The organism is Acinetobacter ihumii, assembly GCF_900625095.1.
Lineage (GTDB): Bacteria > Pseudomonadota > Gammaproteobacteria > Pseudomonadales > Moraxellaceae > Acinetobacter > Acinetobacter ihumii.
This window is the reverse complement of sequence record NZ_LR130777.1, coordinates 1-11,277: the sequence shown is the minus strand read 5'-3', so window position 1 is coordinate 11,277 and position 11,277 is coordinate 1. Positions and strand designations below refer to the sequence as shown.

The 11,277-nt window shown below is 36.6% G+C and carries 14 protein-coding genes and 1 pseudogene; 11 read left to right on the top strand and 4 right to left on the bottom strand.

The window, feature by feature from the left end:
- Positions 1–122 precede the first annotated feature (122 nt).
- The 11 genes from E0D95_RS15620 to yddG all read left to right on the top strand — a co-directional run bounded on the left by E0D95_RS15620 (position 123) and on the right by yddG (position 8,088).
- On the top strand, positions 123–389 hold the full coding sequence (locus E0D95_RS15620) for a DUF8583 domain-containing protein (RefSeq protein ID WP_006581723.1): 267 nt from the start codon (positions 123–125) through the stop codon (positions 387–389).
- 17 nt (positions 390–406) lie between these two features.
- Positions 407–838, top strand: coding sequence for a hypothetical protein (locus E0D95_RS15615; protein WP_000390052.1), 432 nt, complete (start codon positions 407–409; stop codon positions 836–838).
- Between the two features lie 325 nt (positions 839–1,163).
- Entirely contained in the window at positions 1,164–1,379 is a 216-nt protein-coding gene (locus E0D95_RS15610) for a cold-shock protein (RefSeq protein WP_000071892.1), read from the top strand.
- A 98-nt stretch (positions 1,380–1,477) separates the two neighbouring features.
- Positions 1,478–1,705 (top strand): hypothetical protein, encoded by a 228-nt coding sequence (locus E0D95_RS15605; RefSeq protein WP_000921865.1) that lies wholly within the window; start codon positions 1,478–1,480, stop codon positions 1,703–1,705.
- Between the two features lie 66 nt (positions 1,706–1,771).
- Positions 1,772–1,969 carry a hypothetical protein gene (locus tag E0D95_RS15600; RefSeq protein ID WP_000476222.1) on the top strand — a complete coding sequence of 66 codons (198 nt, stop codon included), beginning with the start codon at positions 1,772–1,774 and terminating at the stop codon, positions 1,967–1,969.
- Positions 1,970–2,155: 186 nt separating this feature from the next.
- A complete protein-coding gene (locus E0D95_RS15595) occupies positions 2,156–2,476 on the top strand; it encodes a type II toxin-antitoxin system RelE/ParE family toxin (RefSeq protein WP_000897309.1) in 321 nt (106 codons plus the stop codon).
- Entirely contained in the window at positions 2,469–2,741 is a 273-nt protein-coding gene (gene nadS / locus E0D95_RS15590; RefSeq protein WP_000369780.1) for a NadS family protein, read from the top strand. Before E0D95_RS15595 ends, nadS begins: the two co-directional genes overlap by 8 nt.
- 768 nt (positions 2,742–3,509) lie before the next feature.
- Positions 3,510–4,469, top strand: a complete 960-nt coding sequence (locus E0D95_RS15585) for a GlxA family transcriptional regulator (protein ID WP_005130393.1) — start codon at positions 3,510–3,512, stop codon at positions 4,467–4,469.
- Positions 4,470–4,584: 115 nt separating this feature from the next.
- A complete protein-coding gene (locus tag E0D95_RS15580) occupies positions 4,585–5,823 on the top strand; it encodes a M24 family metallopeptidase (RefSeq protein WP_120371440.1) in 1,239 nt (412 codons plus the stop codon).
- Positions 5,824–5,877: 54 nt separating this feature from the next.
- A complete protein-coding gene (locus tag E0D95_RS15575) occupies positions 5,878–7,170 on the top strand; it encodes an MFS transporter (RefSeq protein WP_005130395.1) in 1,293 nt (430 codons plus the stop codon).
- A 12-nt stretch (positions 7,171–7,182) separates the two neighbouring features.
- Positions 7,183–8,088, top strand: coding sequence for an aromatic amino acid DMT transporter YddG (gene yddG / locus E0D95_RS15570; protein WP_005130397.1), 906 nt, complete (start codon positions 7,183–7,185; stop codon positions 8,086–8,088).
- 190 nt (positions 8,089–8,278) lie between these two features.
- Here the strand turns inward: yddG and E0D95_RS15705 are convergent, their stop codons facing one another.
- The 4 genes and pseudogenes from E0D95_RS15705 to E0D95_RS15550 all read right to left on the bottom strand — a co-directional run.
- On the bottom strand, positions 8,279–8,422 hold the full coding sequence (locus E0D95_RS15705) for a hypothetical protein (protein WP_004786602.1): 144 nt from the start codon (positions 8,420–8,422) through the stop codon (positions 8,279–8,281).
- A gap of 20 nt (positions 8,423–8,442) precedes the next feature.
- Positions 8,443–9,018 (bottom strand): plasmid replication DNA-binding protein, encoded by a 576-nt coding sequence (locus E0D95_RS15565; RefSeq protein ID WP_017725651.1) that lies wholly within the window; start codon positions 9,016–9,018, stop codon positions 8,443–8,445.
- Positions 9,011–9,961 (bottom strand): replication initiation protein RepM, encoded by a 951-nt coding sequence (gene repM / locus E0D95_RS15560; RefSeq protein ID WP_001208778.1) that lies wholly within the window; start codon positions 9,959–9,961, stop codon positions 9,011–9,013. The genes E0D95_RS15565 and repM overlap by 8 nt, the downstream gene beginning before the upstream one ends.
- Before the next feature lie 544 nt (positions 9,962–10,505).
- Positions 10,506–11,277: pseudogene (locus tag E0D95_RS15550) on the bottom strand (MobQ family relaxase); the annotation flags it as partial.

Here is an 11,277-nt window from a genome sequence, read left to right as displayed (position 1 = left end):
GCAAACTTCGTTTGCATAAGTGCGCTCTTCGAGGAAAACATTACTATACATATAGCACCTTGAATGCATATTCAAGTGCGCTTATGTTAGGGATGGTTTCCCAGGATGATGGTATTGGATTAATGAGCGTTACTGAAACACTAGACAGCAAAATCAAGGCACAGGAAGAAAAGCTAAAGCAGTTAAAGGCTCAAAGACAGGCAGCACTGGCAAGAGAACGTGCCAAAGAGAAAGAACAGGCACGAAAGGACGATACCAGACGCAAAATTTTAATTGGATCCTGCATGCTAAAAATCACTGAAGAAGATGAACAAGCCAGAGCTAAACTAATTGCTCAGATGGATAAGTATTTGACAGATGAGCGTGACCGAAAGCTTTTTAATTTATAAATTTTGAGAGATGAGTAGTGGAAGATCCAACACTTAATGAGTTAATACGTAATACAGAATTATTTTTTGAACATCACTGGAATGTAGATCTATTAGGAACGCCTCCTGAATGGTCACCAGTACATTTTAATTTTGGGAAAATTCCTAATTACGATAAACAAGGTGTATATGCGTTTATCAAAGGGGATTTAGTGACTTATATCGGTGTTGGCACTTCTAGAGGTGCTGGCCGTTATCGTGGTAATGGCTTAAGCGCCAGGGTAATGAAATATTGCCGATGGAATGAAGATAAAACTGAATATATTGCGATAGATCCAAGATTAAAAGATGCTGGATCCATCATTACGATAGGCTTTGAACGTGATAGGGCTTATTTAGCAAATGCTCTAGAAATTTTTCTTATCTCTAAACTCCAACCTGTCCACAATGTGGTTAAAGTTGGTATGTAATTTCGCATAAGAGATTTTATGTTAAAGAAAATATTAAATAATATAATAAATAACTTATTGAATTTAATTAATTTTTAAAGAAAAAAATATGGATTTTATAAGAAAAATTAATATTTATATCAAAAAACTTGATTATTTTTATTTTTACTGTATATTTAACTTAACTAGAAAAAAAGTCTTGTTTCGGTAAATCTTCCTTAAGTATCGCAGTTTTAGTCATAATCCTTCGTTTTTTAGATTTTAAGTCTCATTCTTTATTATTTTCAAAGTTATTAATCAGTCAATAAAATGACTAAAAAATTATTAAAAATTAGTAGGATATATTATGTCAAACTCAAATGTTGTTAAAGGTACTGTTAAGTGGTTTAACGAAACTAAAGGTTTTGGTTTCATTCAACAAGAATCAGGTCCAGACGTTTTTGCTCATTTCAGCGAAATCGCGAGTTCAGGTTTCAAGACCTTATTTGAAGGCCAGCAAGTTGAATTCAGTGTAGCTCAAGGTCAAAAAGGACCGAATGCTGTAAATATTGTTGCTATCTAAGTAATAATAAGCAGTAATAAAAAAGCACTCATAAGTGCTTTTTTTAAGCTTTAAAATGTTTTCAAAATTGAAAAAATCTCTAAAAAATAGGATATAAGTTGTTAAAAGTAAATGATTTAATTGCAAAATCTAAAAATGGTACTGAAATTATTGTTTCATTAATTCCTCTACATAAAATGCAAAATACACGTCAAGGTTTAAAACAAATCGAAGTAGGTAAAAGAGTTCTACTGGAATCTGGAATCGAAGTTGATTTAAATTTGGATGGCCGTACATTTTACACTTCTCTAAATCAGCTATTTAAATTAAATCATAAAGTTGCTTAGCGATAAATTTTTAAACATCAATAATTTATGTGGGATTTCCACTGCAATTTTTTTAAGGAAATATATATGTTTAAACAGACTCTCAGCGTAAAAGACCAGTTTGGCGTTAAACACGCTATTCAAGCCACAGTGGATCATGAGTTTGCCAACACACAATCTCATTTGAATATAAAACATATCACCGTTGATGGTGAAGATATTCGACCTAGTTTTGAAATGCTTTTTCAAAGTACCTTAAGTGGAAAAATATTTAAAATCATCTAGAAATATAGTTTTTATAAAATCTATAGTCTGAATGAAATATCAGGACCTACTCGCTATCATGCGGGTTTTTTATACCTAATATTTATATTTGTAAGCCTTTGCTTATGCGAAACGAGAGTTCACAGCTCTCGTTTTTTTATTCTAAAACTGCTAAAATTCTTATACGCCATTGACGTACTTAAACCTATGTTATTCATTGAAACCAGTATTTTTACTAAGCAAATCAAAGAGCTTGTGAGTGATGAAGAGTATCGTCAGCTCCAGCAAGATCTCTTGGTACAGCCTGATAAGGGCGACTTAATCAAGAATGGTGGTGGAATTCGTAAAGTACGTTGTGCTCAGGGCAATAAAGGCAAAAGTGGCGGTATCCGTGTGATCTATTATTGGGTTACAGAAGATGATCAGATCTTTTTCCTGGTGGCTTATCCAAAGTCTGTGAAAGATAATCTGACAGACAAAGAAACCTCGATTCTACGTCAATTAGTAAAGGAGCAATTTCATGGATAACAACTTATTTGATGACCTGGTTGCTTCAATCAAAGAAGCTGGTGCCATCAAGCGTAAGGAGATAAAGGCAAGTCGAGTCACAGAGCTTGAATTACCGGATATTAAAGAAGTACGTGAGAAAACAGGCTTAACCCAGGCTGAATTTGCTGCACGTTTGCATATCAGCGCGAGAACCCTGCAAAACTGGGAACAAGGCCGTCGCTATCCGACTGGTCCTGCAGCGACTTTAATTCGTATTTTAGATGCTCATCCAACTTTAATTTAAGAAGTTTAGATAATAAAAAATCCCGACGTCATGTCGGGATTTTTCGGTATGGAGCGCATAGGTAGGGCTGACTACCTGATGGTCATGGTGCCTGACTGATTATTATTGTTGTTTTAAGTCATTGAACATCCTGTCCATATAGATCAATCATAAGAGCTTCATCGGGGGATAGATACAGACAATTTCGTGAAACGCTGTAAGCCAAAACGTACAAAAAATAATCAAAATTTATCCCAATGGTTATCCGCAGAAATTGTGGATTCTTTTGGGTAAAAAAGGCTTAAAAACTCTATGGAATTGCTATTTTTGATCATTATTTAACCAATTTTATTGGCAAGAAGTATCAAACTTGCTCAAAAAAAATCCGCTTTGTTTCCAAAGCGGATTTTTGCGGTAGTTTTGGGTTATGTAAAATAGCTAAGTACATGATTTTATTTAACTTATAAAAGACGATTTCGGATAACGACCATTATGTTAAATGGGTAATAATAAATTGGTGGGATAGTGCAGTTTTTTAAATTTCTGATAAGAGATTGTCTGTTGAATCTGTAACAAATAAGATATCAACTAATATTCTGTTTCAAATAGGTTTGTTAATTAAAAATTATATTCTGAACCAATATTTTTTGGTGCGTTTGGCTTCCAGGATTTTCTGTAGTATCTAAGGTATTACCTTACACTTTAAAATTATTTAAATCTGAAAAATCAAAATTGTGGTCCTAAAATTGCTTAATAAAAATATGAAAAAAAGTAAAGTATATTAATTTTATGTTGCAAAACTCTAAGCGTATTGGTTTTCTATTGCTCGATAACTTTTCCATGATTGCCTTTTCAAACATGCTTGAAGTATTACGTATGGCTAACTATGTCACACAAGATAATTTATACCAATGGAACGTGACGGGTTTAGATGGTCATCACAGTTGCGCAAGCAATGGTCTGCAAATACAACATACCTGTGTTTTGCCACATTTACTGAATATGGATATCGTTTTTATTTGTGGTGGTTTTCAACTGTATAAGAATATGACCCCATACTTAAAGAATTTTTTATATCGGCTTGATCAACAAAAAATTGCTTTAGGTGGTTTATGTACAGGTGCTTATGTATTGGCAAAAGCAGATCTGCTAAATGGCTTTCGTGCTAGTCTTCATTGGGAAAATACCTTAGCTGCACAAGAAGAATTTCCATTAGTACAATTTACCCCGCATATTTTTACCATTGATAAGAATCGTTTTACCTGTTCTGGTGGGCTTGCAGCGATTGATTTAGGCTTGGAACTTGTTGAAATACATTATCCAAATATTGCTAAGAGAATCTGTGAGCAATTTATTGTTCATCAAGTACGTGAGAGCAATGAAATTCAACATCAACCCATTTCTGAACATAGGAAAAAACTTGATTTTCCAATTCAAGATGTATTGCGCTTAATGGAAAATAATATTAATGAGCCTTTAACCATTGCTGAAATTGCACAGCATGTAAAAATTCAACCGCGTACCTTAGAGCGCTTGTTTAAAATGAATCTGCAATTGGCTCCGAAAGAATATTATTTAAAACTAAGACTCACCTATGCACAGAATCTACTTAAACAGTCTACTTTAAGCATTTCAAATATTGCTTTGGCATGCGGTTTTTGTAACGGATCTAGTTTTACTAAAGCATATAAAGCTTTTTTTAACTATTCACCCAAATTTGAACGTAATGTTCTAGATTTTGCTAATTAGTATTTTTTAATCTTGTCGGTTTTTGACAACTTTCTGACGTTTTTGGCAAAAATACCTACTCATATTCTGCATAAGCTTAGGTGATTGGTTACATCACATTGATCTAGGCACATATATGAATACTTTAGTAAATAATTTGGCTGTTTCAGAGCTACCATCATTATTAACCATTGAAAATGGTGAAAAAGTTTCTGCAACATTTTCATTATCTGAGTATCAAAATAGACAAAGCAAGCTACGCCAACTAATGGAAGAGCTAGAAATTGATCATGTTCTATTTAGTTCAATACATAACATTAACTATTATGCGGACTTTATTTATTGTTCATTTGGTCGCTTCTACGGTCTGGTGGTTAGCCCAGAAAAAGTGGTGACAATTTCAGCAAATATTGATGCTGGTCAACCTTGGCGTCGTACGGTTGGTGACTATAACGTTGTTTATACCGATTGGCAGCGTGATAACTATTTTAAAGCGGTTACACAAGAAATTCCGAATAAAGGTCGTGTAGGAATTGAGTTTGATCATTTGCCTTTAGAGCGTTTAAATAAGTTAAAAGCTGTTTTGCCAAATGTAGAGTTTATCGATATTAGTGCCCCATGTATGAAACTACGCATGATTAAATCTGCTGAAGAAATTGCACATATCACCCAAGGGGCTGCTGTGTGTGATATTGGTGGTTTCGCAGTGACTGCAGCGATTCGTGAAGGGGTACCAGAGCATGAAGTGGCTTTAGCTTCTACCCAAGCGATGGTACGTGAAATTGCCAAACGTTTTCCAAACTCTGAATTAATGGATACATGGACTTGGTTCCAGTCAGGAATTAATACCGATGGCGCACATAATCCTGTCACAACACGCCAAGTGCAAAAAGGTGACATCTTAAGTTTAAATTGCTTCTCGATGATTGCAGGCTATTACACAGCTTTAGAACGGACACAATTTTTTGATCATTGCGATGATGCTTCACTACGTATTTGGGAAGCCAATGTTAAGGTGCATGAAGCAGGCTTAAAATTGATTCGTCCAGGTGCACGTTGCAGTGATATTGCGAAAGAATTAAATGAAATTTTCTATGAAGAAGGCTTATTACAATACCGTACCTTTGGTTATGGACACTCTTTTGGCGTGTTATCGCATTATTACGGTCGTGAAGCAGGCTTAGAATTACGTGAAGATATTGATACGGTGATTGAACCTGGCATGGTGATTTCCATGGAACCTATGGTCATGATTCCACAAGGTATGGCTGGTGCTGGTGGTTACCGTGAACATGACATCTTGGTGGTGACAGAATCAGGCAATGAAAATATTACTAAATTCCCATATGGTCCAGAACATAACATCATCAAATAATAAATTGCATAGGCACTTCTTTTAGAAGTGCCTATTTGATTCGAGGGGAGAAAAATGAAAAAAGACAAGCAGGTAGAACAAAAAAACACCTTAAGACGTGTCGCAAGTGCAAGCTTTATTGGCAATTTTGTAGAATGGTTTGATTATGCAGCATATGGTTTTTTGGCAACAGTCATTGCAGTTGTTTTTTTCCCGCAAAGTGACCCTTTAACGGCATTAATGGCTGCCTATGCTATCTTTGCAATTTCATTTATTTTGCGTCCATTAGGCGGTATTTTTTGGGGGCATGTGGGCGATAAATTTGGTCGAAAAAATGCTTTATCGTGGTCGATTATCTTAATGACACTGGCTACGGTATGTATTGCACTGTTACCAAGTTATCAAAGTATCGGTATTTTTGCACCGATTATGCTATTAATATTTCGGATGATCCAGGGCTTCTCAGCTTCAGGTGAATATGCTGGAGCAGCAAACTTTCTCGCAGAATACGCGCCTAAGGAAAAAAGAGGACTTTATACCAGTTTAGTTCCTGCAAGTACTGCAACGGGTTTACTACTCGGCTCTTTAATGGCAGCAGCAATGTTCGCTTTTATGTCAGAGGCATTTTTACACGAATATGGCTGGAGAATTCCATTTTTATTGGCAGCACCATTAGGCTTAATTGGATACTACATTCGTGTCAAGTTAGAAGATACCCCAGAGTTTTTAGAACATCAAAAAAATGGCAAGAAAGAAAATTTTCCAATCAAAGCCTTATTTACCCAGTATCGACCAGCACTTTTTAAAGCATTTGCTGTTGCATCTTTAAATGCCACTGCGTTCTATCTTATTTTTAGTTACATGCCAAATTATTTAGCTACAGAGTTAGGTGTAAATAAAACGCAAGCCTTTATCTCGGGGTCAATTTCATTGCTATTTTATATTGCTGTGGTTTTTGCAATGGGCAAATATTCAGACCGAATTGGACGTAAGAAAATGTTGCTTTGGGCAAGTCTAAGCTTTATCGCACTGACTGTACCCTTGTTCTACTTACTTTCAACCGCCAGTTTTGTTGAAATGGTGATAATCCAGCTCGTGTTCTGCACATTGTTAGCAATGAACGATGGTAGTTTACCTGCATATTTAACAGAACAATTCCCTATACAAGTGCGCTATACCGGTTTTGCCTTTAGTTTTAATACTGCTAATGCATTGTTAGGTGGAACAGTTCCTTTTGTTGCAACCTGGTTAATTCAACAAACAGGTAATACCTTAGCACCTAGTGTCTTATTAATTGTAGTTGCAATTTTTGCAAGTATGGCTTTATTACAAAGGAAATCACATCGTTTAATCAATGCTAAAGCTTAAAAGGAATTGGTTATGCTTTTAAACGCTTTACCTGCACTCAATAGAAATATATCGACTTTAATTGGTCTTACAGCTGTCATATTTTGGAGTACAAATGTAGGCTTAATTCGTAGTGTCAGTGAGAGTTTTGGAGCTGTAGCCGGTGCTGCTCTAATTTACAGTGTCGCATCCGTGATTTTACTTTTCACGATTGGCATGCCTAAGTTTTCTACAATCCCAAAATCCTATTTATGTTGGGGAAGCCTTTTATTTGTTGCTTATGAATTATGTTTTGCTCTTTCTATTGGCTATGCACAAAACAGTAGACAAGCAATCGAAGTTGGCATGATTAATTATCTATGGCCAACATTTACTCTACTATTTGCAATTATTTTTAACAACATTAAGGCCAATATTTTAATTATTCCCGGTTGCATATTAGCCTTGGTTGGAATTTGTTGGGTGCTAGGGGGAGATACTGGATTTGATCTCTTCCAGATATGGACCAATTTGAAGGCTAATCCTCTTAGTTATGGTTTAGCTTTTGCTGCTGCTATTTTATGGGCTACATATTGTTCTGTGACAGTAAAAACGTCTCAGGGTAAAAATCTAGTCACTATATTTTTTGCCCTAGTTGCAGCTGTACTATGGATAAAATACCTTCTCATGAGTGGGTCAGCTCTTAATTTTACTTATGACAATACAGTCACTCTGATTATGGCGGCTGGTGCTTTAGGTTTGGGATATGGTGCTTGGAATATTGGAATTATTTCAGGGAACATGACATTAATGGCTGGCGCTTCTTACTTTACTCCCGTGTTATCTGCTTTGTTTGCTGCATTACTTCTAAGCACTTCCTTATCTTTCATCTTTTGGCAAGGTGTTGCAATGGTGACAACAGGAGCAGTCTTGTGTTGGTTAGCGACTCGAAAGCAATAAATTATTTAGAGGCTTTAAAATTAACATAATACACCTTATACGAAATGCGTTATAATTATCTATAGAAATCAATGCTGTAGTTTCTAGTTTATAGCCCATCTTCCCCAAGGTGGGTTTTTTTATGATTTTTCACGTTCCACGCCTATTATTTGATCAATGTTTCACAACTTTGTTTAGGTTAATTGAATAATCAGGATGCCTGGTCTTTTTCTTTTTGGCGTTCATTCAGCTCTTTTTTGAGTGCCTTTTTATCCTGGTACGATGCAACCAGCATGATTGGGATTAACAGTGGGGCCACAATAATGCCCAGGGCAATGTCTTTCAATTTTGGCATGATCTCTCTCCCTTGATTGCTCAGTCATGATCAAACACAGCATTCAGCACACGGCCAAATAAGCCACGCTTTTTGTGTTGTGGCACTGCCACATTTTGCAACGTGGCATGCTGTAGCGTTTGGGTGTGGTATGCCGTAGTTTCTTGCTGTGGCACTGCCACATTTTCTGCAATATTGAATTCATTATTCTTTTTATTATCATTGTCTTGTTGTGTTGTCGCATGCTGTGGCATGTCGGTGTCGCATGCCGTAGCATCTTGTTGTGGTAATGCTGTGGCAGGTGCAACACTTTTCAGCTCAATGAGTGTTTGCATACGGTCAATTTGTTGCATTAACCGTTCTTCACGTTCTTGGTATTTTTTGACTTCATTTTCTAAATGGGCAATAAGTTTTTTTGTAGATTCATCACCTTCTTGCCTAGATGATTCAATTTTTTGAGATGTTTGCTCAGGTTCTCCAAAGCATCGGATGACCTCTGCTAGATCGAATTGTCCATCACTGGAGCGTGATAAACGTCCATTACGTACAGCTCTGTAAATGGTTGATCTATCCACATGGAATTTTTTAGATACTTCACTTAGTGATAACTTAGCCATTTACGGTGTCCTTTTTATTTGATGGCATATATCCCACTTTTTTTAGGTATGGGTATAGTTCTTTTATTCGGTCAGGGTCTTGCAGCATCTCAGCAATACGAACAGCAAATTGCGGATAGCTTTCAGTTCCCTGGGAATAACGACCCATTTCAGGAAGTTCAGAAAGTTTATTTGCAAACATATGGCGTTGTGCATCAGTCATCTTTGTAAAGAGATCTAACGTATTCGGATCTCTTTCTATCGGTGGGTTGTCCTTCTTTTTCTGTTTAAAAGTAAAAGAGAATCCTGAAATTGATCGACCTCTTTTGTGTTGCTCATACTTCACAGTGATATCTGTATGTTCGTTAATTTGTTTAATAGCAAGCTCAAGTACACTAGTTTTAAAGCGTTCCATACGCTTGTACTCTGTATCGAGTACGCCAATTCTTTGACGGAAATCACTTAGCTCTATAACAGGAGTAGAGCCAGTACTTCTCCAAGCAATTAATAATTCATATAAGCGAACAGCATAAGCACTGCTGAGATTACTAACTTGCTGCAATTCGTATTTAGTGAAATGCTCTTCTAAGCGTGTAATTAAGGGAACTATGGCTGGGGCAAAGATAAGTTTAACCACTGCTTCATTATCTACATATCCAATTTCACTAACCCAACGGGATCTATAGTTCTCAATATTCCCTCGTTCATTTATTTTTTGATAGCTAAATTGTCTTGCAAATAAATCATTACAGGCATCTTTTAATGCTTGATAAGCCGTATTGCGATGTACGCCAAATTGATTGATATAGCCTTCTGCATGTACTTCAAGGGGATCATTCGCATTAATACCTTTCCCGCTTTCTCTTGCCTCAACAATGGCCAATAAAATTAAACGTTGTTCTACTAAATCTAAGTTATAGCTTGCATTGATTAAGGCATTGTCTTTTACCACTAATTCTCTCATGAAGCACCAGTATTAATTATTATGCTATGACACAATAATTAATTTTAGTGCTATAAGCAAGGTAAACGGTGTCATATTGCAAGGTAAACGGTGTCATATTGCAAGGTAAACGGTGTCATATTGCAAGGTAAACGGTGTCATATAAACCTTAAAAGCATTGTGAACAAAGGCTTTCAGCATATCTAAAAGCATTTAAAAACTTTAAAATAATTAAAAGCCCAAGGAGTGAAAAATTGCCCTTGGTTTTCGCTTCACTTCGTTCGCTCAAACTCTATTGAATCTCGCTTTCGCTCGATTCGTCGGGGCAATTTTTGGTTCATATTTTCGTGACTTTTAGAAAAGCAAAAGCAAGATCAAAAGCAGCTCGGAATTCGCTTCGCTCATAAGCTTTTTTTTCTCGCTACGCTCGGTTTAGGGATCAAAATTGGAAAGTTCGCACCCATTCGGGATGCTCTGTAAAGCAGGTGATTGATGGATAGGGAGCTTGTAATCAGGGAAAGGGATGGGCAAATTTTCTCAGTTCGCTCGTAGACACTCGCTCTGTTTAGCGACTCATGCCACGAGATTTCATTCTAGGCGCATGTTGCTGTGCTTTGAGTTGTTGTTCTTGTCTGAGTTTCAGCTGTTGTTCTGCTTTGATCTCATTCACACATTTTTTAATGACTTGATAGGTTGAGTATAGAGTCTGGTATTGCTTGGCTTTGGCCGGATGTTGTTGTTGGTACTGCTTCCAGGCATGTTCTTTGAACTTTTCATTTTCCAATAAATCCTTCATACCATGTTTTTTCTGGTGTTCATGCTGACCTTTTAGCTTTTTGTGTTCCTGATAAACCTCGTCACGTTGGGCTTCCCAGGCTTTTTTTCCAAACAGTAAGGGTTTGTTCTGGGTTAATTCATTGTGTTGATCGACCAGACTTTGCAACTTGTCATGACTTTGTTTCAGTCTGTTTTTCACGATGTCTTGGGCGAGCTGCTGATTGAACTCGTTTTGATGTTTGTGGTGCTTGGTCAGGTTTATTTCGGCTTGTTTGAGATTGCGCTGCATAAAATCCAGGTCTAAATTCGCGTCTTTTGCGCTGATTTCGCGTTTTAGCACTTTGCCAAGGGTTTCCCTCTGTTTTTCCTCAAACAGGGCTTTTTCGTCAATTGGTGGCGTTTTAGCGCTATTTTTGATTTGGATCTGCTGTTTTGTTTTCAGTGTGCTGAGTTTTATCTCATTTTCAGCAATTAGAACGCCCATATTTTTGTCGTATTGCAACTGAGCCTGATTTCTCTGTTTGATTTCATCATTGCTTCGGCTGATTTCGGTTTCGATG

Coding starts and splice junctions, on each gene's coding strand:
- E0D95_RS15610 (WP_000071892.1), top strand. CDS start 1,164: ATGTCAAACTCAAATGTTGTTAAAGGTACTGTTAAGTGGTTTAACGAA.
- E0D95_RS15580 (WP_120371440.1), top strand. CDS start 4,585: ATGAATACTTTAGTAAATAATTTGGCTGTTTCAGAGCTACCATCATTA.
- E0D95_RS15600 (WP_000476222.1), top strand. CDS start 1,772: ATGTTTAAACAGACTCTCAGCGTAAAAGACCAGTTTGGCGTTAAACAC.
- E0D95_RS15565 (WP_017725651.1), bottom strand. CDS start 9,018: ATGGCTAAGTTATCACTAAGTGAAGTATCTAAAAAATTCCATGTGGAT.
- nadS (WP_000369780.1), top strand. CDS start 2,469: ATGGATAACAACTTATTTGATGACCTGGTTGCTTCAATCAAAGAAGCT.
- repM (WP_001208778.1), bottom strand. CDS start 9,961: ATGAGAGAATTAGTGGTAAAAGACAATGCCTTAATCAATGCAAGCTAT.
- E0D95_RS15705 (WP_004786602.1), bottom strand. CDS start 8,422: ATGCCAAAATTGAAAGACATTGCCCTGGGCATTATTGTGGCCCCACTG.
- E0D95_RS15575 (WP_005130395.1), top strand. CDS start 5,878: ATGAAAAAAGACAAGCAGGTAGAACAAAAAAACACCTTAAGACGTGTC.
- E0D95_RS15595 (WP_000897309.1), top strand. CDS start 2,156: ATGTTATTCATTGAAACCAGTATTTTTACTAAGCAAATCAAAGAGCTT.
- E0D95_RS15585 (WP_005130393.1), top strand. CDS start 3,510: ATGTTGCAAAACTCTAAGCGTATTGGTTTTCTATTGCTCGATAACTTT.
- yddG (WP_005130397.1), top strand. CDS start 7,183: ATGCTTTTAAACGCTTTACCTGCACTCAATAGAAATATATCGACTTTA.
- E0D95_RS15620 (WP_006581723.1), top strand. CDS start 123: ATGAGCGTTACTGAAACACTAGACAGCAAAATCAAGGCACAGGAAGAA.